We start from the raw sequence: 20,602 nt of genomic DNA, 5'->3' as shown, positions 1-20,602 counted from the left end.
GGCGCGCCTACTCGGGCTGCCGGGTTTCCCGTCTGCCCGGTACCGCGGTCTCCGCGTCCCCCGAGCCCTCAGCCTCGCGCTTCCTCGGGTTCCCGGTCCCGCGTATCGCTGGACCTCGGAATCCAGCGCTTCCGCAGCCCCCGTCCAGCGCTGCCCCATACCTTTCGGGCTCGCGCCCCTGACCCCGTGGTTCCGGGCTCCTCTCGGCCTCCTCGGTCCCGCGACCCCGGTTCCGCACCCCTCGACCACCTCGGTCCCACAGTGCCGGGAGCCCAGGATCAGTCCCACGACCCCTGTGCCGCCGGTAGCGATGCGATGTCCGTGAGGTCCTGTTCCGTCAGGTGCAGGGCCGCCGCCGCCGCGTTCTCCGCGGCCCAGCGTTCCCGTTTGGTGCCGGGGACCGGGATGACCTGGCGGCCCCGGCTCAGCACCCAGGCCAGGGCCACCTGGGCCGGGGTGACGTGCTCGCCGTGGCGGCGGGCGACGCGGCGCAGGCCGACCACGAGGGGCTGGTTCGCGGCCATCATCTCGGCCGTGAAGCGGGGGTGCCGGGCCCGCAGATCGTCCGCCTCGAAGCCCACCCCCGGCGTCAGCGTCCCCGTCAGGAAGCCGTTGCCCAGCGGCATCGCGGCCAGAAAGCCGACCCCCCGGGCCTCGCACCACGGCAGCAGCGTCTCCAGGGCCTCCGGTGACCACACGGACAGCTCCGCCTCCACCGCGCTCACCGGGAAGACCTGCTGCACCCGCTCCAACTGCCGGATCGTCGCGTCGTGCAGCCGCGCCCCCGGCCGCCGGGACGAGCGCGCGCCCACCGCGCAGAGCCCCAGCGCCCGCACCTTCCCGGCCTGGACGAGCTCCGCCATCGCGCCCCAGGTCTCCTCCACCGGGACCTCCGGGTCGGCGCGGTGGAGCTGGTACAGGTCGATGACGTCCGTCTGGAGCCGGCGCAGCGACGCGTCGCAGGCCCTTCTCACGTACCCGGGGCGCCCGTTGGCCACGATGTGCTGGTCGCCCACCAGCAGGCCGACCTTCGTCGACACGAAGGCGTCGGAGCGCCGCTCCTTCAGCACCCGGCCGAGCAGCAGCTCATTGGTGAACGGGCCGTACATGTCGGCGGTGTCCAGGAGGGTCGAGCCCGCGTCCAGCGCCCGGTGCACGGCCCGGAGCGACTCCTCGCCGCGCTGCCGGGACGTGCTGTAGGCCCAGCTCATCGGCATGCATCCGAGTCCGACGGCCCCCACCGCGAGCGCCGCCGCGCCGATCGTCCTGCGCTCCACCTGCTCGTGACCCTCCCTCTCCGGCCCCCAACCTAACCTCTGCCGCGGACAGCGCCTGAACTAGCCTCCCGACCATGACTGCTGCTGACGTATGGCTTTCCATCCCGCCGGACGAGATCGACGGCCTCCCCGACGGACCGCGCTACCTCTTCTGGAACGGCGACGAGGACTACCCCGCCGACCCGGCCGACTGCGCCTTCTACGTCGTGCCGTACATGAAGCCGTCGGAGGTCGCCGTGCGGCCGATGCCGCTGATGCGGTCGGTGCGGGTGGTGCAGACCCTGTCGGCCGGCACCGACAACGTGGAGCCGGGGCTGCGGCATCTGTCCGAGGGCGTGCGGCTGTGCAATGCGCGCGGAGTCCACGAGGCCAGCACCGCCGAGCTCACGCTCGCGCTGATCCTGGCCTCGCTGCGCGGTCTGCCCGAATTCGTGCGGGCGCAGGACGAGGGGGAGTGGCGGGGCGGGGCGTTCCGGCCCGCGCTCGCCGACAGGACCGTACTCATCGTGGGTTACGGCTCGATCGGCGCGGCCATCGAGGACCGGCTCGTTCCGTTCGAGCTCGCGCGGGTGGCGCGCGTCGCGCGCTCCGCGCGCACAACGGAGCGCGGGCCGGTGCATCCGCTCACCGAACTTGCTTCCCTGCTTCCGCAAGCCGATGTCGTCGTCCTGTCCACCCCGCTCACCGAGGCCACCCGGCACCTCGTGGACGCCGGGTTCCTGGCCCGTATGAAGGACGGCGCCCTCCTCGTGAACGTGGCCCGCGGAGCCGTCGTCGACACCAAGGCGCTGCTCACCGAGGTGGAGAGCGGACGCATCACCGCGGCCCTCGATGTCACCGATCCCGAGCCGCTGCCCGCGGAACACCCCTTGTGGCGGGCCCCCGGCGTGCTCATCACCCCGCACGTCGGCGGACCCACGTCCGCGTTCCTGCCGCGCGCCGAGCGGTTGCTGCGGGATCAGTTGCGCCGTTTCGTGAACCAGGAGGAGCTCGGCAACGTGGTCCTGGTGACGGGAGCGGAACGCGACTAGTCCGCTTCGAGTACCGTGCGCGTTTTTTCGGGCGCGGTGGGTACTCATACATCAGTTGATCGTTACGGAGCGTAGAGAGCCTATGTCCCTGAGTGACGATACTGGTGTATCGTCCCGACAGGGGCTGCGCCGCTGACCAACGGCGCGGGGGATGGACACGGAGACTGCGAGGGGGGCGACGGGCGATGCACGGCCTATGGACGAGCGATCCGACGCGGCGGAGCCGTCGGCGACGACAGGAGAGCGCGGGCGCACCCCGTCGCGGTCACCACGGCAGGCCCCACACCCGGCACGGCCCCGGCCCGCACCACCGGCAGGCGGGCCGCAGGAGGCATGTCCCCCCGGTGTTCCGGCGGCCGAGGGATCCGGGAGCGGCGCGCACCGGGAGGTACCGGTGAGCGCCCCCACATCGACCCAGACCCTCGACGGAGCCCTGCGCCCGCAGCCCCCCGTGCGGAGGCCGCTCCCCGCCGTGCCCGCGGTCGACCGCCGGCCGGGACTGGTGGCACAGCTCGTCCTGGCCGGTGTGTGCGCGGCGTACGGCGTCGGTGCCGCGCTCGGCTGGGGCTCCGAGCAACTCGCGCTGATCATGGGCGACTTCGGGCTGAGCGCCGCCGCCGGAGCCGCCGCCGTGTCCTGCATCGTCTACGCCCGCAGCCCGCGCACCCGGTTTCGACCCGCATGGCTGCTGTTCGGCCTCTCCTCGGCCATGGCCTCCGTGGGCAACCTGGTCTGGGGCTGGTACGAGGTCGTGCTGGGCGTCCCGGTACCCAGCCCGAGCTACGCCGACCTGTTCTTCCTGTGCTTCGCGCCGCCCGCCATCGTGGGCCTGCTGGTGCTGGCCAAACGGCCCGTGACCAAGGCCGGCTGGGTCTGCCTCGCCCTGGACTCCTGGCTGATCGGCGGCTCCCTGCTCACGCTCGCGTGGAGCCTCGCCCTCGCCCAGGCCGCCCAGGCCGAAGGCCCCGGCGTCGCGCACACCGCGTTCTCCCTGGCCTACCCGGTGCTGGACATCGCCCTGGTCAGCATGGTGCTCGCGCTGCACTTCCGGCGCTCGGCGGTGAACCGCTCCGCGGTCAACACCGCGATCGGCGCCCTCGCGCTCACCGTGATGTGCGACGCCCTGTTCACCTCGCCGCTGCTGCACGCCGAGTACCGTTCCGGCCAGCTGCTCGACGCCGGCTGGTTCGCCGGCTCGCTGCTGCTGGCGTACGCCCCGTGGACCGCGCCGCGCTGCGGCAGGCCCGAGCGGGAGGGGCACACGCGGGTGGTCCGGGAGCACCTCCCGGGGCGGCACGGCGTGCCGGACCACACCCACCTGCCCGCGTCCGGCGGTGACCACGGCCGGTATCCGCCCTCCCGGCCGATCGCCGGATCCCTCGCCGCGCTCACGCCCTACCTCGCCGCGGCCGTCTGCACCCTGGGGATCCTCTACAACGTCCTCAACGGCCGCAGCGTCGACCGGGTGGTGCTGATCACCGGCGGGACCGTGGTGCTGGCACTGGTGGTGCGCCAGGGCATCATGCTGCTCGACAACATCACCCTCACCCAGGAGCTGGCGCAGGCGGAGAACCACTTCCGCTCCCTGGTCCAGGGCTCCAGCGACGTCATCATGATCGCCGCGCCCAGCGGCATCCTCCGCTACGTCTCCCCGGCCGCCGCCGGCGTGTACGGCCGTTCCGCGGAGGACCTGGTGGGGACGGAACTGGCCGCGCTGATCCACCCGGAGGACCTGGGCAGCGTGGTGCACGAGGTGCGCCGCTTCCTTGCGGCGGACCCGGTCGAGGAACCCACGACCCGCATCGAGTGCCGCTTCCGGTCCGGCGGCGGGGGAGGCTGGCTGAACGTCGAGTCGACCGTCAACCGGCACCACGGCGGCCTCATCTTCAACAGCCGTGACGTGACCGAGAGAGTACGGCTCCAGGCCCAGCTCCAGCACAACGCGGAGCACGACCCGCTCACCGACCTGCCCAACCGTGCCCTGTTCACCCGGCGCGTCCAGCAGGCGCTGTCCGGCCGCCGCGCCTCCGACCGCGGGGCCGCCCTCCGGGGCACGGCCGTGCTCTTCATCGACCTCGACGGCTTCAAGGGCGTCAACGACACCATCGGGCACCAGGCCGGGGACGAACTGCTCGTCCAGGCCGCCCGCAGACTCCAGGACGCGGTCCGCAAGGGCGACACCGCCTCCCGGCTGGGCGGCGACGAGTTCGCTGCCCTGATCACCGGGGACGGTGTCCGGGACCGGGACGCCCGGGAGCGGCACATGCTGGAGCTCGCCGACCGTCTCAGAGCAACCCTGTCCCAGCCCTACCTCATCGACGGCAACGATGTCCGGGTCAACGCCTCCATCGGCGTGGCCTTCGCCGAACCGGGCCTCGGCGCGGGCGAGTTGCTGCGCAACGCCGACCTCGCCATGTACCGGGCGAAGGCGGCGGGCAAGGGCCGGGTGGAGCTGTACCGGCCGCAGATGCAGCAGGACGTCATCCGCAAGGCGGAGCTCGCCACGCGGCTGCGCGCGGCGCTGAACCACGGCGAGTTCGCCCTGCTGCACCAGCCGGTGGTGTCTTTCGCGGACGGCCGGATCACGGCGGTGTGCGCGCAGGCGCGCTGGCGCTCGTCGCAGGGTGTGCTCTTCACGCCCCAGGAGTTCCTGCGGGTGGCCGAGGACAGTGAGAAGGCCGCCGAGCTGGGCCGCTGGGTGCTGGAGGAGGCAGTGGAGCAGGCCGCCGAGCGGCATGCGACGGGACTGCCCGTCCCGGTGGCCGTCCGGCTGAGCGCGCGCCGGCTGCTGGACCGCTCGGTGCCCCTCGGCTCGGTCGAGTCCCTGCTCACCCGGCACGGGCTGCCCTCCGGCTCCCTGATCGTCGAGCTGGCCGACACCGATCCCCGGGTCCCGCTCGACGAGCTGGAGCGCCGGCTGGCGGTGCTCAAGCGGCTCGGCGTGAGGATCGCGCTGGACGGCTTCGGCGGCGGCCTCGCGGCCATCACGGCCCTCAGGCGGCTCCCCGTCGACACGCTCAAACTCGACCGCAGCCTGGTCGACGGCGTCGTGGAGTCGGCCCGCCTGTACAAGATCACCTGCGGGCTGCTGCGCATCGCCTCCGACCTCGGCATGCAGTCCGTGGCGGTCGGCGTGGACCTGCCCGAGCAGGCCGTGGCGCTGCGCGCGATGGGCTGCACGCACGGCCAGGGCATGGCCTTCTCCGGGCCGCTGGACGAGTACCGGCTGCGCAGAGCGCTGACCGCCGGACACTACCCGGTGCCGCACGGGCCGGCCGAGCCCGAGCCCGTGCTCGCGGGCGGCGGCTCGGGCGTCTACGCCACAGGAGTGACCGCCGTGCTCAAAGGCGGTACGGTACTGCGCTCACATGGTGAGACTCCCGTCCCACCCACTTGACAGTGGACGTGCGCCGGGGAGAGGGTCAGTGCCATGCGCACCCGAATTCTCGTACTTGGACAGCGCGTCGGCCGACGCTGAGCCCGATCGCTCAGCGACCACCAGCCCGACGCGCTTCCCCTCGCTTGCCTCATGGCACGAGGGGTTTTTTGTTGCACAGGCACCTGCCGAGCAGCACGCGTAACCCGTACAAACTTCGCAAAAACCCTCAGCATCGAGAAGAGAAGCCGATGACCGAGCAGGCCACCGGGGCCCATCACCCGCAGCCGCGGCCCCGATCCGGAGGACAGTCCGCACCCGTCGAGCACGTCACGGGTGCGCAGTCCCTCATTCGCTCTCTCGAGGAGGTCGGCGCCGACACGGTATTCGGCATTCCCGGCGGTGCGATCCTTCCCGCCTACGACCCGCTGATGGACTCCACCCGGGTGCGCCACGTCCTGGTCCGCCACGAGCAGGGCGCCGGCCACGCGGCCACGGGCTACGCGCAGGCCACCGGCAGGGTGGGCGTCTGCATGGCCACCTCAGGACCCGGCGCGACCAACCTGGTCACCCCGATCGCCGACGCGCACATGGACTCCGTGCCCATGGTCGCCATCACCGGCCAGGTCGCCTCCAAGGCGATCGGCACGGACGCCTTCCAGGAGGCGGACATCGTCGGCATCACCATGCCGATCACCAAGCACAACTTCCTGGTGACCAAGGCCGAGGACATCCCGCGGGTGATCGCGCAGGCGTTCCACATCGCCTCCACCGGCCGCCCCGGCCCGGTGCTGGTCGACATCGCCAAGGACGCCCTCCAGGCGAAGACCACCTTCTCCTGGCCGCCCACCATGGACCTGCCCGGCTACCGGCCCGTCACCAAGCCGCACGCCAAGCAGATCCGGGAGGCCGCCAAGCTGATCACCGCCGCCCGGCGGCCGGTCCTCTACGTCGGCGGCGGTGTCCTCAAGGCCCGCGCCACCGCCGAGCTGAAGGTCCTCGCGGAACTCACCGGAGCTCCCGTCACCACCACCCTGATGGGACTCGGCGCATTCCCCGACAGCCACGAGCTGCACGTGGGGATGCCGGGCATGCACGGTTCGGTCACCGCCGTCACCGCGCTGCAGAAGGCCGACCTGATCGTCGCCCTCGGAGCCCGATTCGACGACCGCGTCACCGGCAAGCTGGACAGCTTCGCCCCGTACGCCAAGATCGTCCACGCCGACATCGACCCGGCGGAGATCGGCAAGAACCGCGCCGCCGACGTGCCGATCGTCGGTGACGCCCGCGAGGTCCTCGCCGACCTCATCCAGGCCGTCCAGAAGGAGCACGCCGAGGGCAACCGCGGCGACTACACCGCCTGGTGGAAGGACCTCAACCGCTGGCGCGAGACCTACCCCCTCGGCTACGACCTGCCCGAGGACGGCTCGCTCTCCCCGCAGCAGGTCATCGAGCGCATCGGGCAGCTGGCCCCCGAGGGCACGGTCTTCGCGGCGGGGGTCGGCCAGCACCAGATGTGGGCGGCGCACTTCATCGCGTACGACAAGCCCGCCACCTGGCTGAACTCCGGCGGCGCCGGAACCATGGGCTACGCGGTCCCGGCCGCCATGGGCGCCAAGGCCGGCGCCCCCGACCGGGCGGTCTGGGCGATCGACGGCGACGGCTGCTTCCAGATGACCAACCAGGAGCTCACCACCTGCGCCCTGAACAACATCCCGATCAAGGTCGCCATCATCAACAACGGCGCCCTCGGGATGGTCCGCCAGTGGCAGACCCTCTTCTACAACCAGCGGTACTCCAACACGGTGCTGCACTCCGGCCCCGGCCAGGACGCCGGGGAGAAGAGCGCCGGCACCCGGGTCCCCGACTTCGTCAAGCTGTCGGAGGCCATGGGCTGCCACGCCATCCGCTGCGAGGACCCCGCCGACCTCGACAAGGTCATCGAGGAGGCGAACGCGATCAACGACCGCCCGGTCGTGGTGGACTTCATCGTCCACGAGGACGCGATGGTGTGGCCGATGGTCGCCGCCGGCACCTCCAACGACACGATCATGGCCGCCCGGGACGTCCGCCCCGACTTCGGCGACAACGAAGACGACTGAGAGCCGTAAAGGAAGCAGAACATGTCCAAGCACACGCTCTCCGTCCTGGTGGAGAACACCCCCGGCATCCTGGCCCGGATCGCCGCCCTGTTCTCCCGCCGCGGTTTCAACATCGACTCGCTCGCCGTGGGGGTCACCGAGCACCCCGACATCTCCCGCATCACCATCGTGGTGAGCGTCGAGGAGTTCCCGCTGGAGCAGGTCACCAAGCAGCTCAACAAGCTCGTCAACGTCCTGAAGATCGTCGAACTGGAACCCGGGCAGGCCGTCCAGCGCGAACTCGTTCTGGTGAAGGTGCGCGCCGACAACGAGACGCGGTCCCAGATCGTCGAGATCGTCCAGCTGTTCCGCGCCAAGACCGTGGACGTCTCGCCGGAGGCCGTGACCATCGAGGCCACCGGGAGCAGCGACAAGCTGTCGGCCATGCTGAAGATGCTGGAGCCCTTCGGCATCAAGGAACTCGTCCAGTCCGGCACGATCGCGATCGGACGCGGTGCCCGTTCGATCACGGACCGGTCGCTGCGCGCCCTGGACCGGTCGGCGTAAGACACGGAACGGGCGTCCGGACGCGAAACGGCCGCCCGTATTCCGAGACTCCCCACCTTCCCCTCCCCCAGCCGTCATACGGTGGGACGCAACACCTGCACTCAAGGAGAGAACCCAAAGTGGCCGAGCTGTTCTACGACGCCGATGCCGACCTGTCCATCATCCAGGGCCGCAAGGTCGCGGTCATCGGTTACGGCAGCCAGGGTCACGCCCACGCCCTGTCGCTGCGCGACTCCGGCGTCGACGTGCGCGTCGGTCTGCACGAGGGCTCCAAGTCCAAGGCCAAGGCCGAGGAGCAGGGACTGCGCGTGGTGAGCCCGTCCGAGGCCGCCGCCGAGGCCGACGTCATCATGATCCTCGTCCCGGACCCGATCCAGGCCGAGGTCTACGACAAGCACATCAAGGACAACCTCAAGGACGGCGACGCGCTGTTCTTCGGCCACGGTCTGAACATCCGCTACGGCTTCATCAAGCCCCCGGCCGGCGTGGACGTCTGCATGGTCGCCCCCAAGGGCCCGGGCCACCTGGTGCGCCGTCAGTACGAGGAGGGCCGCGGCGTTCCCTGCATCGCCGCCGTCGAGCAGGACGCCACCGGCAACGCCTTCGCGCTGGCCCTGTCGTACGCCAAGGGCATCGGCGGCACCCGCGCGGGCGTCATCAAGACGACCTTCACCGAGGAGACCGAGACCGACCTGTTCGGCGAGCAGGCCGTCCTGTGCGGTGGCACCGCGGCGCTGGTCAAGGCGGGCTTCGAGACGCTGACGGAGGCGGGCTACCAGCCGGAGATCGCCTACTTCGAGTGCCTGCACGAGCTGAAGCTGATCGTGGACCTCATGTACGAGGGCGGCCTGGAGAAGATGCGCTGGTCGATCTCCGAGACCGCGGAGTGGGGCGACTACGTCACCGGCCCGCGCATCATCACCGACGCCACCAAGGCCGAGATGAAGAAGGTCCTCGCCGAGATCCAGGACGGCACCTTCGCCCGCAACTGGATGGACGAGTACCACGGCGGTCTGAAGAAGTACAACGAGTACAAGAAGCAGGACTCCGAGCACCTGCTGGAGACCACCGGCAAGGAGCTGCGCAAGCTCATGAGCTGGGTCGACGAGGAGGCGTGAGCCTCACGCCCGAAGGGCCGGAGCGGCACTGCTCCGGCCCTTCGGGCGAACTCGGGGTAACGTCGGTGGTACGGCGTTGTCCATCCCGTCCCCCCCCCACGGACGGGTGATCCTTCCGAAGCGGCGTAAGACGACGCCCTCGGCGCCACTAGACTGCTGAACAACAAACGCGTCAGGCCCACAGCGTCGTGCGTCTTCCACGCGGCTAGCACTTCTTCACCGCCTGCGGCCGTCGGGACGGCCGTCCGCATTGGACTTGTGAGGACTCACGTGAGCTCGTACCCCAGTCGAAAAGCTACGGTACTCATCGCTGAAGAGCTGTCGCCCGCCACCGTCGACGCGCTCGGCCCGGACTTCGAGATCCGGCACTGCAACGGCGCGGACCGCGCGGAACTGCTTCCCGCCATCGCCGACGTGGACGCGATCCTGATCCGCTCGGCCACCAAGGTCGACGCCGAGGCGATCGCCGCCGCCAAGCGGCTCAAGGTCGTCGCCCGCGCCGGTGTCGGTCTCGACAACGTGGACGTCTCCGCCGCCACCAAGGCCGGTGTGATGGTCGTCAACGCCCCCACCTCGAACATCGTCACCGCCGCGGAGCTCGCGTGCGGTCTGATCGTCGCCACCGCGCGCAACATCCCGCAGGCCAACGCCGCGCTGAAGAACGGCGAGTGGAAGCGGAGCAAGTACACGGGCGTCGAACTCGCCGAGAAGACCCTCGGTGTCGTGGGTCTGGGGCGGATCGGCGCCCTGGTCGCGCAGCGCATGTCCGCCTTCGGCATGAAGGTCGTCGCCTACGACCCCTATGTGCAGCCCGCGCGGGCCGCGCAGATGGGCGTCAAGGTGCTGTCGCTGGACGAGCTGCTGGAGGTCTCCGACTTCATCACCGTCCACCTGCCGAAGACCCCCGAGACCCTCGGCCTGATCGGCGACGAGGCGCTGCGCAAGGTCAAGCCGAGCGTGCGCATCATCAACGCCGCGCGCGGCGGCATCGTCGACGAGGAGGCGCTGTACTCGGCGCTCAAGGAGGGTCGCGTCGCCGGCGCCGGCCTGGACGTGTACGCCAAGGAGCCCTGCACCGACTCCCCGCTCTTCGAGTTCGACCAGGTCGTCTGCACCCCGCACCTCGGCGCCTCCACCGACGAGGCCCAGGAGAAGGCCGGTATCGCCGTCGCCCGCTCGGTGCGCCTCGCGCTCGCCGGCGAGCTCGTCCCGGACGCGGTGAACGTGCAGGGCGGTGTCATCGCCGAGGACGTCAAGCCGGGTCTGCCGCTCGCCGAGCGCCTCGGCCGGATCTTCACCGCGCTCGCCGGTGAGGTCGCCGTCCGCCTCGACGTCGAGGTGTACGGCGAGATCACTCAGCACGATGTGAAGGTGCTCGAACTCTCGGCGCTCAAGGGCGTCTTCGAGGACGTCGTCGACGAGACCGTGTCCTACGTCAACGCCCCGCTGTTCGCCCAGGAGCGCGGCGTCGAGGTCCGGCTGACGACCAGCTCGGAGTCGGCGGACCACCGCAACGTCGTCACGGTGCGCGGCACCCTCGCCGACGGCGAGGAGATCTCGGTCTCCGGGACGCTGGCCGGCCCCAAGCACGTCCAGAAGATCGTCGCGGTCGGCGAGTACGACGTCGACCTCGCGCTCGCCGACCACATGGTCGTCCTGCGCTACGAGGACCGTCCCGGCGTCGTCGGCACCGTGGGCCGCATCCTCGGCGAAGCGGGCATCAACATCGCCGGTATGCAGGTGGCCCGTGCCACGGTCGGCGGCGAGGCGCTCGCCGTGCTGACGGTGGACGACACGGTCTCCCCGGCGGTGCTGGGTGAGCTGTCTGCGGAGATCGGGGCGACCTCCGCCCGCTGCGTCAACCTGGTCTGAGAACCCGGGGGCGCTGCCCCCGGGTCCCCCCGTTCGTCCTGACGGGTTCGTTTTTCACACGCCGGACCGGCTGAATGCGTCAGCCGGTCCGGCGTTTTCCGTGGGCGTTTCCGGACGCACCCGCACCCGGCGCAGCGTCATCGACGCCAGGACCGCCGCCCCGGCGAACACCGCGGCACCCGCGATCGCCGCCGCGTTCATCCCCTGCGTGAAGGCCTCCCGGGCCGCCGCCGCGAGGGCGTCCCCCGCCTCCCCCGGCAGCCGTCCGGCGACGGCGAGCGCGCGGCCCAGCGTCTCGTGGGCCGCCGCCGGAGCGGATTCCGGCATCCCGTCCCGGTACACGGCGGTGCCGATGGAGCCGAGGGACGCCATGCCCAGCGCCCCGCCGAATTCGGCGCCGGTCTCCATCAGGGAGGAGACGGAGCCCGCCCGTTCCACCGGGGCGGCGCCCAGCGCGAGGTCCATGATCTGGGACGTCACCGCGGTGACGCCCATGGCGAGCACACCGCAGGCGACCAGGACGAACGCCAGGTCGTCCGTGCCCACGAGGGCCAGCGGCACATAACCGCACCCGGCGGTGGCGAAGCCCGCCGTCACCACATGGGCGCGGTTGACGCCCCGCTGCACCAGACGGGCCGCGAAGGGGGCCGCGAAGCCGATGGGCACCGACGGCACCAGGGCCCACAGGGCCGCCTCCAGAGCGCTCTTGCCGAGCACCGACTGGATGTACTGCGTGGTGAAGAACGCCGAGCCCATCATCCCGAACATGGTGACCAGGTTGAGGGCGGCGGCCGGGCCGAAACCGCGGCCGCGGAACAGCGCCGGGGAGATCATCGGGGAGGCGGCCGTCCGCTGCCGGTACACGAACAGGGCCGCGAAGAGCAGGCCCACGGTGACCGACACGACGTACCGCTCGTTCCAGCCCTCGGACGGGATCTCCTTCAGCCCGTAGATGACCGGCAGCACGGCGGCCATGGACAGCGGGACGCTCGGCCAGTCGAAGCGGCCCGGACCGGGGTCCCTGGACTCCGGCAGCAGGAGCGGGCCGAGGACCAGCAGCAGGGCCATCGCCGGCAGGTTCACCAGGAAGACCGAGCCCCACCAGAAGAACTCCACCAGCAGCCCGCTCAGCACCGAGCCGAGCGCCACGCCCGCCGTCATCACGGCGGACCAGATCGCGATCGCCCCCGCCCGCTGCGCGGGATCCAGGAAGAGCGTGCGCACCAGGGCCAGCGTGGAGGGCATCAGGGTGGCACCGCCGATGCCGAGCAGAGCGCGGGCCGCGATCAGGGTCTCGGCACTGTGCGCGTACGCCGCCATCAAGGAGGCGGCGCCGAACGCGGCGGCGCCGATCAGCAGCAGCCTGCGGCGCCCGATCCGGTCGCCCACCGAGCCCATGGTGATCAGGAGACCGGCCACGGCGAAGGCGTAGATGTCGAAGATCCACAGCTGCTGCGTGCCGCTCGGCCGCAGGTCCGCGTTGATCTCCGGGATCGCGAAGTAGAGGACGGAGACGTCCATCGAGACCAGCAGCAACGGAAGCATCAGCACGGCGAGCGCGGTCCACTCACGGCGGCCGGCGCGGGGCGGTTTCGTCGTCATGCCCCGGACTGTACGCACGTCTTATACGCCTGTCTAGAACGAACGTATAAGACTCACGTATAAGACTGACGTCTAAGACGGATGTATGGAATCGCGGGTAAGGTGGCGCCATGGGACACCGTGAGGATCTGCTCGAGGGCGCCAAGCGCTGCCTGCTCGCCAAGGGGTTCGCGCGCACCACGGCGCGCGACATCGTCAAGGAGTCGGGGACCAACCTGGCGTCCATCGGCTACCACTACGGGTCCAAGGACGCCCTGCTCGCGCAGGCCTACGTGGCGCTGGTCGAGGGGATGGGGGACGCCTTCGAGGGCGACGGGACGGTGGACGCCGCCCCGCCGGGCTCCCTGGAGCGGTTTGAGCGAGCCTGGTCCAACATCATCGGCACCATGAAGGACCCCGGCTCCGTCTGGCGGCTCAGCATGGAGGCCCTCACCCTCGGCGACCGGCTGCCCGAGGTGCGCGAACGGCTGGCGGCGGCGCAGCGGGAGGCCGGACGGGGGCTGATCCCGCTGCTGATGGGCGGCAGCGAGCAGGACGTCTCGGACGAGGAGGCGGACACCCTCGGCCAGTTCTACATGACCCTGATGACCGGCCTCATCGCCCAGTGGACCTTCGATCCGAAGTCGGCGCCGGACGGCGCGCGGCTGACCGCCGGTCTGCGCCGGGTGATCGAGGCGGCCGCTACAGACGGTGCGCCTTGAGCGCCATGTGCAGCAGCAGACGGTCCTCCCCGTCGTCCAGGTCCAGGCCGGTGAGCTGCTCGATCCGCGAGAGGCGGTAGTAGAGGGTCTGGCGGTGGATGCCCAGCTCGGCGGCCGTGCGGCCGGCCTGGCCCGCGCAGTCGAGATAGACCTCGGCGGTGCGGGCCAGTTCGCTGTGGGCGGGGGAGAACAGCGGGCTGACGGCGGGATCGCGGGCGGCGCCCGGGGACAGCGCGGTCAGCAGGCGGAAGGCGCCGATGGACGTCCACTGGGCGACCGGTCCCAGCCGCGGTTCGGCCAGCGCCGCGCGGGCCGACGCCGACGCCTCCTCCCAGGCCGTGCCCAGGTCGGCCAGGCCGGACCGGGGTGCGGCGATCCCGGCGGCCACGGAAGGACCGCTGCCCCGGCCGCCGTCCCGGCCGCCGTCCCGGCCGCCGTCCCGCGCCCGTTCCAGCAGCCGGGAGGCGGCGATCGTCGCCGGGGCCAGGACGTCCGTCGAGCGCAGCCGCAGCAGGAGGGCCAGGGACAGATCCGTCGTCCTCCAGGGCAGGGTGCACAGCGCCGTCGCCCCCGGGACGGTGCGGACCGACGGGGCGTCGTCGGGATCGGCGGACGGCCAGGGGGCGACACAGACCACCGTGTGCGGCCCGTCGGCGCGGGTGCCCAGGGCGGTGCGCAGCTCGGCGACCGCCATGTCCCGCTGCCAGCCCCGCTCGGCGGTCAGCACCGCCCGCAGCTCCCGGGTGAGGTCGGCGCCGTGCTGGGCCTCGTCCGCGAGCAGCGCCCCGATCCGCGCCGTCACCCGCATGGCCGCGTCCAGCTGCTCCGGTGTGGGGCCCGGGTCGTAGTCGAGGAGCCAGACGTAGCCGAGGACCACCGAACGGTGGCGTACCGGCAGGCAGATGCGTCCCCGGTGCACGCCCGCCTCCGGGGTGCGGGGGATGCGCACCGGGCCGGTCGCGCGGGTGATGCCGAAGCCCTCGAACCAGGCGCGGACGCCCGCCGTCGAGCGGCGGGTGAGGATCGAGCGGGTGCGCACCGGGTCCAGCGCGGACGGATCGAGGTCGCCCTCGCTGTCGTAGGCCCCGAAGGCGATCAGCTCGAAATCCCGGTTCTCCAGGGTCGCCGGAGCGCCCAGCAGCTCCGAGATCTCGTCCACCAGCTCCTGGTAGTCATCCCTGTGTTCCGACGTCACCCGGGGCATTCTGCCCCAAAGTCCCGGGGCCTTCATACATCTGTCTGAGATCCGGCGCACGGATGCGTGACAGCTGTCGATGGCCCACGATCGGGGTCATCCTTAGGTTTCACGGTGGTTCTCCGTGCCGTACCCGAAGCGTCGGGCGACGGCCTCACGCAGCTTGTGGAGGTGCCCCGTGCTGGGTCCCGTGATTCTCGCCGCGTCGCGCAGCGACCGGATGCGACGCCTGATCTCGGCGGCCCCGGGGACCAAACAGGTCGTGGACCGCTTCATCCCCGGTGAGACCGTCGACGAGGTGCTGCCGATCATCCGGGAGCTCACCTCCCGCGGACTCGAACTCACGATGGACGTCGTCGGCGAGGACATCACCACCCCCGCGCAGGCCGCCGCCGCCCGCGACGCCTACCTGGAGCTGATCGAGCGGCTCGCGCCGCTGGAGCTCGGCGCCGGCGTCGAGATGTCGGTGAAGCTCTCGATGTTCGGCCAAGCACTCCCCGGCGGCCACGAGCTGGCGCTCGCCAACGTGCGCCCCGTGGTCGAGGCCGCCGCCGGGATCGGCACCACCGTCACGCTGGACGCGGAGGACCACACCACCCTGGACTCGATGTTCGCCATCCACGAGGAACTGCGGAAGGACTTCCCGCAGACGGGCTGCGTCATCCAGGCCTACCTCTTCCGCACCGAGGAGGACGCGCGCCGCCTCGCCGCGGCGGGCAGTCGCGTACGGTTGGTGAAGGGCGCCTACAAGGAGCCCGCCGAAGTCGCCCACCAGCACAAGCACGAGATCGACAAGGCGTATGTGCGCATCCTGCGGACGCTGATGGAGGGCGAGGGGTACCCGATGATCGGGTCCCACGACCCGCGTCTGATCTCCATCGCCCAGGAACTGGCCCGCACCGCCGGGCGAAAGCCCGACGAGTACGAGTTCCAGATGCTCTACGGCATCCGCAGTGACGAGCACCTGCGGCTGGCCGCCGAGGGCCACCGCATGCGCGTCTACACGGCCTACGGCACGGACTGGTACGGCTACTTCATGAGGCGACTGGCGGAGAAGCCGGCGAACCTGCGGTTCTTCGTCCGAAGCATGATCACCAAGGGCTGAACCACACCGCTCAGATAAGGAGTTACGGAACCCATGGACGCTGTGACCCAGGTCCCCACCCCCGTCAACGAGCCGGTGCACGGCTATGCCCCCGGGACGCCCGAGCGTGCCCGGCTGGAGGCCAAGCTCAAGGAGCTGGCCGACAACCCGATCGACCTCACCTGCACCATCGGCGGCGAGAAGCGCATGGGCGGCGGTGAGCGCTTCGACGTGGTGCAGCCGCACAACCACCAGGCGCGCCTGGGCACCTACGCCAACGCCACCCAGCAGGACGCCCAGGACGCCATCGACGCCGCCCTGGCCGCCGCGCCCGCGTGGCGCGCGATGTCCTTCGACGACCGCGCGGCGATCATCCTGCGCGCCGCCGAATTGCTGGCCGGTCCCTGGCGCGAGACCATCGCCGCCTCGACCATGCTGGGCCAGTCCAAGACCGCCCAGCAGGCCGAGATCGACAGCCCCTGCGAGCTGGTCGACTTCTGGCGCTTCAACGTCCACTACGCGCGCGGCATCCTCGCCGAGCAGCCCCCGGCCAACTCCCCGGGTGTGTGGAACCGCCTCGACCACCGTCCGCTCGAGGGCTTCGTCTACGCGATCACGCCGTTCAACTTCAGCGCCATCGCCGCCAACCTGCCCACCGCGCCCGCGCTGATGGGCAACGTGGTGGTCTGGAAGCCGTCCCCCACCCAGACCCACGCCGCCGTGCTGCTGATGCGGCTGCTGGAGGAGGCCGGCCTGCCCAAGGGCGTCATCAACCTCCTCACCGGCGACGGCATCGCGGTCTCCGAGGTCGCCCTCGAGCACCGCGACCTGGCGGGCATCCACTTCACCGGCTCGACCAGGACCTTCCAGCACCTGTGGAAGACGGTCGGCCAGAACATCGAGAAGTACCGCACCTACCCGCGCCTGGTCGGCGAGACCGGCGGCAAGGACTTCGTCGTCGCCCACCCGAGCGCCGACCCGGCGGTCCTCAAGACCGCGCTCACCCGCGGTGCCTTCGAGTACCAGGGCCAGAAGTGCTCGGCGACCTCCCGGGCGTACATCCCGGCGTCGATCTGGAACTCCGGTTTCAAGGAGGAGTTCGCGGCCGAGGTGGACGGCATCAGGATGGGTGACGTCACCGACCTGTCGAACTTCATCGGCGCCGTCATCGACGAGCGGTCCTTCGCCAAGAACAAGGCCGCGATCGACCGCGCCAAGGAGGACCCCTCCTGCACGATCGTCGCGGGCGGTTCCTACGACGACTCCGAGGGCTGGTTCGTCCGCCCGACCGTCATCGAGTGCGGCGACCCCGAGAACGAGGTGTTCCGCACCGAGTACTTCGGCCCGATCCTCGCCGTGCACGTGTACGACGACGAGAAGTACGACGAGATGCTGACCCAGATGGAGTCGGTGTCGGACTACGCCCTGACCGGCTCGGTCATCGCGGGCGACCGCGCGGCGGCGGCGTACACGATGGAGAAGCTGCGCTACGCGGCCGGCAACTTCTACATCAACGACAAGTCGACCGGCGCCGTCGTCGGCCAGCAGCCCTTCGGCGGCGGCCGGGCCTCCGGCACCAACGACAAGGCCGGGGCCCCGCAGAACCTGATGCGCTGGACGCTGACCCGCGCCATCAAGGAGACGCTGGTCCCGCCGACCGACTACACCTACCCGCACATGGGCTGACGCCCACCCCGAAACCGGACGGGCCAGGTCTCCCCCCGACCTGGCCCGTCCAGTGTTTTCGCAGGTGGGAGCGGTGTGACGAGGTCCACCGTCTCAGATAGTAGGAAGTCCGAGTAATCGTGCAGACAGACGCGGTGCGCTCCTCTAGCTTTGTAGGAGCCGAACGATTCGCTCGATCCAGCGAACGGCGGTCGTGAGCCGGGCCCGGTGCAGGCAACCCCTGCGGCCCGCCGCTCCCCGCCTCTCCTCGGTGTCTCGTCACTCCCCTTTTCCGCACTCCACGCATGCCGAAGGAGTCGATGCCCCATGGCCGAGACGACTGTCCGCCGCCGCGTCCGTCACACCCCCCGCACCAGCGAGTTTGACCGCAGGAACGCCGCGGCCGCCCTCCAGCGCTCCCTCGACCGCAGGGACAACGGCGGCTCGACCGGCCACTGACACGCCCACGGCGTCCGTATGCCGGACGCCGCATGTCATCCCGTGGGACGAGGAGTAGGGTGCCCCGCATGTCTCGCAGCATCAATCTCGCAGTGATCCCCGGTGACGGCATCGGCCAGGAGGTCGTGGCCGAAGGCCTGAAGGTCCTCTCCGCCGTTCTTCCGCAGGATGTGAAGCTGGAGACCCAGGAGTACGACTTCGGCGCCAAGCGCTACCACGCCACGGGGGAGACCCTCACCGACGCCGACCTCGACCGGCTGAAGCGGCACGACGCCCTTCTGCTCGGCGCCATCGGCGACCCCTCCGTCCCGTCCGGCGTGCTCGAGCGCGGCTTCCTGCTCAAGCTCCGCTTCGCCTTCGACCACCACGTCAACCTGCGGCCGAGCAAGCTCCAGCCCGGAGTGGACTCCCCGCTCGCCGGCCGGCCCGAGATCGACTTCATCGTCGTGCGCGAGGGCACCGAGGGCCCGTACACCGGCAACGGCGGCACCATCCGCAAGGGCACCCCGCACGAGGTCGCCACCGAGGTCTCCGTCAACACGGCCTACGGTGTCGAGCGCGTGGTCCGCGACGCCTTCGCCCGCGCCCAGGCCCGCCCGCGCAAGAAGCTCACGCTCGTCCACAAGAACAACGTGCTGGCCTTCGCCGGCCACCTGTGGACGAACATCTTCAACAAGGTGGCCGAGGAGTACCCGGAGGTCACCACCGACTACATCCACGTCGACGCCGCGACGATCTACCTCGTCACCGACCCGGCCCGCTTCGACGTGATCGTCACCGACAACCTCTTCGGCGACATCATCACCGACCTCGCCGCGGCCGTCTCCGGCGGCATCGGCGTCGCCGCGAGCGGCAACATCAACCCCTCCGGCGCCTTCCCGTCCATGTTCGAGCCGGTGCACGGCTCGGCCCCGGACATCGCAGGCCAGGGCAAGGCCGACCCCACCGCCACGGTCCTGTCCGTCGCCCTGCTCCTGCGTCACCTCGGCCACGACGCCGAGGCGGCCCGCATCGAGGACGCCGTCTCCGCCGACCTCGCGGAGCGCGCCGGCCTGCCCGCCCGCAGCACCGCGGAGATCGGCGACGCCCTCGCGGCGCGAGTAGCCGGCTGACCCGGCGCGTCTGTTCGAGAACACTCGAAGCCGCCGGGTCGCGATCGCGCCCGGCGGCTTCCCCCTGTCCCCGCCGGGTGCCACCATCGACCCACTGGGCCGCCTTCATCCGGTTTCTCCCGCCGCCGCCTCCGGGCGATAATCGAACGCGGAGCCGCGGAATGAGGGAATGCTCGGACGTCCTAGTACTGGCCACCGGCCGTACGGAGGTGTGCGCGGCCCATCACTACAACCGGTGAAGGACAATCACTCATGACGACGCCCATGATCGAGCTCAAGCCCTCGGCCCAGCCGCTCTCGGACGCAGAGCGCGAGGCGATCCTGGCCAACCCCGGCTTCGGCCGCCACTTCACCGATCACATGGTGACGATCAAGTGGACCGAGGGCCGCGGCTGGCACGACGGCCGGCTCGTCCCGTACGCGCCGATCTCGCTCGACCCGGCGACCACCGTGCTGCACTACGCGCAGGAGATCTTCGAAGGGCTCAAGGCCTACCGCCGGCCCGACGGCTCCGTCGCCACCTTCCGCCCCGAGAAGAACGCCGAGCGCTTCCAGCGGTCCGCCAGGCGGCTCGCCATGCCCGAGCTGCCGGTCGAGGCCTTCGTCGAGGCGTGCGACGCGCTGGTCACCCAGGACAAGGCGTGGGTGCCGGCGCACGGTGGCGAGGAGTCCCTCTACCTGCGCCCGTTCATGATCGCGACCGAGGTCGGGCTCGGTGTGAAGCCGGCCAACGAGTACCTCTTCCTGGTCATCGCCTCGCCGGCCGGCGCCTACTTCCCGGGCGGCGTGCAGCCGGTCTCCATCTGGGTCTCCGAGGACCGGGTGCGCGCCGTCCCCGGCGGCATGGGCGACGCCAAGACCGGCGGCAACTACGCGGCCTCCCTGCTCGCCCAGGCCGAGGCCGCCACCAAGGGCTGCGACCAGGTCTGCTACCTCGACGCCGTGGAGCACAAGTGGGTCGAGGAACTCGGCGGCATGAACCTGTACTTCGTGTACGGCGACAAGATCGTCACCCCCACGCTCAGCGGCTCGATCCTGGAGGGCGTCACCCGTGACTCCCTGCTGACCGTGGCCGCCGACCTCGGCTACGAGGCGGTCGAGGAGCGGGTCTCCGTGGACCAGTGGCAGCGCGACTCGGAGAACGGCAGCCTCACCGAGGTCTTCGCCTGCGGTACGGCCGCCGTCATCACCCCGGTCGGCACCGTGAAGCGGCAGGGCGCCGAGTGGCAGCAGAGCGGGGGCGAGCCCGGTGAGGTCACCCTCCGGCTGCGCCGGGCGCTGCTCGACATCCAGCGGGGCACGGCCGAGGACCGGCACGGCTGGATGCACCGGCTGGCGTAGGGCGTCGACGGGTCACCGGGGGGCCGCCCCGCCGGTGACCCGTCCCGGTTCACACGGTCCGTCCCGTCCGCCGGCGCCGGACGGGCCGGGAAGTACGCGTTCCCCCCGGCCGTGAGCGCCA

At 71.0% G+C, this 20,602-nt stretch carries 15 protein-coding genes; 12 read left to right on the top strand and 3 right to left on the bottom strand.

Annotated features, from left to right (window positions below):
- Positions 1–278: 278 nt before the first annotated feature.
- On the bottom strand, positions 279–1,277 hold the full coding sequence (locus tag AC5L3C_RS10625; protein WP_493648654.1) for an aldo/keto reductase: 999 nt from the start codon (positions 1,275–1,277) through the stop codon (positions 279–281).
- Positions 1,278–1,351: 74 nt separating this feature from the next.
- Between AC5L3C_RS10625 and AC5L3C_RS10620 the strand changes: the two genes are divergently transcribed.
- The 6 genes from AC5L3C_RS10620 to serA all read left to right on the top strand — a co-directional run bounded on the left by AC5L3C_RS10620 (position 1,352) and on the right by serA (position 11,322).
- A complete protein-coding gene (locus tag AC5L3C_RS10620; protein WP_493648653.1) occupies positions 1,352–2,308 on the top strand; it encodes a 2-hydroxyacid dehydrogenase in 957 nt (318 codons plus the stop codon).
- A gap of 394 nt (positions 2,309–2,702) precedes the next feature.
- Positions 2,703–5,705 carry a putative bifunctional diguanylate cyclase/phosphodiesterase gene (locus tag AC5L3C_RS10615; RefSeq protein ID WP_493648652.1) on the top strand — a complete coding sequence of 1,001 codons (3,003 nt, stop codon included), beginning with the start codon at positions 2,703–2,705 and terminating at the stop codon, positions 5,703–5,705.
- Between the two features lie 230 nt (positions 5,706–5,935).
- Positions 5,936–7,786, top strand: a complete 1,851-nt coding sequence (locus AC5L3C_RS10610; RefSeq protein ID WP_125504063.1) for an acetolactate synthase large subunit — start codon at positions 5,936–5,938, stop codon at positions 7,784–7,786.
- A gap of 21 nt (positions 7,787–7,807) precedes the next feature.
- Complete coding sequence (gene ilvN, locus AC5L3C_RS10605; protein ID WP_030216544.1) at positions 7,808–8,332, top strand: acetolactate synthase small subunit; 525 nt, start codon at positions 7,808–7,810, stop codon at positions 8,330–8,332.
- 119 nt (positions 8,333–8,451) lie between these two features.
- A complete protein-coding gene (gene ilvC, locus AC5L3C_RS10600; protein WP_493648648.1) occupies positions 8,452–9,450 on the top strand; it encodes a ketol-acid reductoisomerase in 999 nt (332 codons plus the stop codon).
- Between the two features lie 270 nt (positions 9,451–9,720).
- Positions 9,721–11,322 (top strand): phosphoglycerate dehydrogenase, encoded by a 1,602-nt coding sequence (gene serA, locus AC5L3C_RS10595; RefSeq protein ID WP_125504061.1) that lies wholly within the window; start codon positions 9,721–9,723, stop codon positions 11,320–11,322.
- Positions 11,323–11,376: 54 nt separating this feature from the next.
- Here the strand turns inward: serA and AC5L3C_RS10590 are convergent, their stop codons facing one another.
- Complete coding sequence (locus AC5L3C_RS10590; RefSeq protein WP_493648645.1) at positions 11,377–12,924, bottom strand: MFS transporter; 1,548 nt, start codon at positions 12,922–12,924, stop codon at positions 11,377–11,379.
- A 110-nt stretch (positions 12,925–13,034) separates the two neighbouring features.
- Between AC5L3C_RS10590 and AC5L3C_RS10585 the strand changes: the two genes are divergently transcribed.
- On the top strand, positions 13,035–13,625 hold the full coding sequence (locus AC5L3C_RS10585; protein WP_493648643.1) for a TetR/AcrR family transcriptional regulator: 591 nt from the start codon (positions 13,035–13,037) through the stop codon (positions 13,623–13,625).
- On the opposite strand, the gene AC5L3C_RS10580 is transcribed toward AC5L3C_RS10585, so the two are convergent.
- Positions 13,606–14,829: a PucR family transcriptional regulator gene (locus AC5L3C_RS10580; RefSeq protein ID WP_493648641.1), complete on the bottom strand. Its 1,224-nt coding sequence runs from the start codon at positions 14,827–14,829 to the stop codon at positions 13,606–13,608. The genes AC5L3C_RS10585 and AC5L3C_RS10580 overlap by 20 nt on opposite strands.
- A 169-nt stretch (positions 14,830–14,998) precedes the next feature.
- Between AC5L3C_RS10580 and AC5L3C_RS10575 the strand changes: the two genes are divergently transcribed.
- The 5 genes from AC5L3C_RS10575 (at position 14,999) to AC5L3C_RS10555 (ending at position 20,481) form a co-directional block, all read left to right on the top strand.
- Positions 14,999–15,925 carry a proline dehydrogenase family protein gene (locus tag AC5L3C_RS10575; protein ID WP_493648639.1) on the top strand — a complete coding sequence of 309 codons (927 nt, stop codon included), beginning with the start codon at positions 14,999–15,001 and terminating at the stop codon, positions 15,923–15,925.
- Positions 15,926–15,958: 33 nt separating this feature from the next.
- Positions 15,959–17,590 (top strand): L-glutamate gamma-semialdehyde dehydrogenase, encoded by a 1,632-nt coding sequence (pruA, locus tag AC5L3C_RS10570; RefSeq protein WP_493648637.1) that lies wholly within the window; start codon positions 15,959–15,961, stop codon positions 17,588–17,590.
- Positions 17,591–17,896: 306 nt separating this feature from the next.
- The gene (locus AC5L3C_RS10565; protein WP_493648635.1) at positions 17,897–18,028 is read left to right on the top strand and encodes a hypothetical protein; all 132 of its coding nucleotides are present in this window, start codon (positions 17,897–17,899) and stop codon (positions 18,026–18,028) included.
- 68 nt (positions 18,029–18,096) lie between these two features.
- The gene (locus AC5L3C_RS10560) at positions 18,097–19,140 is read left to right on the top strand and encodes a 3-isopropylmalate dehydrogenase (RefSeq protein ID WP_493648634.1); all 1,044 of its coding nucleotides are present in this window, start codon (positions 18,097–18,099) and stop codon (positions 19,138–19,140) included.
- 252 nt (positions 19,141–19,392) lie between these two features.
- Positions 19,393–20,481, top strand: coding sequence for a branched-chain amino acid aminotransferase (locus AC5L3C_RS10555; protein WP_493648632.1), 1,089 nt, complete (start codon positions 19,393–19,395; stop codon positions 20,479–20,481).
- Positions 20,482–20,602: the final 121 nt, after the last annotated feature.

The organism is Streptomyces speibonae (assembly GCF_984686075.1).
The sequence above is the reverse complement of the archived record's forward strand: the minus strand, read 5'-3'. Positions and strand labels throughout refer to the sequence as shown.

Bases quoted from the DNA above. Each gene is read 5' to 3' on its own strand.
- AC5L3C_RS10555 (WP_493648632.1), top strand. From the start codon at position 19,393: ATGACGACGCCCATGATCGAGCTCAAGCCCTCGGCCCAGCCGCTCTCG.
- AC5L3C_RS10565 (WP_493648635.1), top strand. From the start codon at position 17,897: ATGGCCGAGACGACTGTCCGCCGCCGCGTCCGTCACACCCCCCGCACC.
- AC5L3C_RS10585 (WP_493648643.1), top strand. From the start codon at position 13,035: ATGGGACACCGTGAGGATCTGCTCGAGGGCGCCAAGCGCTGCCTGCTC.
- AC5L3C_RS10580 (WP_493648641.1), bottom strand. From the start codon at position 14,829: ATGCCCCGGGTGACGTCGGAACACAGGGATGACTACCAGGAGCTGGTG.
- AC5L3C_RS10560 (WP_493648634.1), top strand. From the start codon at position 18,097: ATGTCTCGCAGCATCAATCTCGCAGTGATCCCCGGTGACGGCATCGGC.
- ilvN (WP_030216544.1), top strand. From the start codon at position 7,808: ATGTCCAAGCACACGCTCTCCGTCCTGGTGGAGAACACCCCCGGCATC.
- pruA (WP_493648637.1), top strand. From the start codon at position 15,959: ATGGACGCTGTGACCCAGGTCCCCACCCCCGTCAACGAGCCGGTGCAC.
- AC5L3C_RS10610 (WP_125504063.1), top strand. From the start codon at position 5,936: ATGACCGAGCAGGCCACCGGGGCCCATCACCCGCAGCCGCGGCCCCGA.
- AC5L3C_RS10620 (WP_493648653.1), top strand. From the start codon at position 1,352: ATGACTGCTGCTGACGTATGGCTTTCCATCCCGCCGGACGAGATCGAC.
- AC5L3C_RS10590 (WP_493648645.1), bottom strand. From the start codon at position 12,924: ATGACGACGAAACCGCCCCGCGCCGGCCGCCGTGAGTGGACCGCGCTC.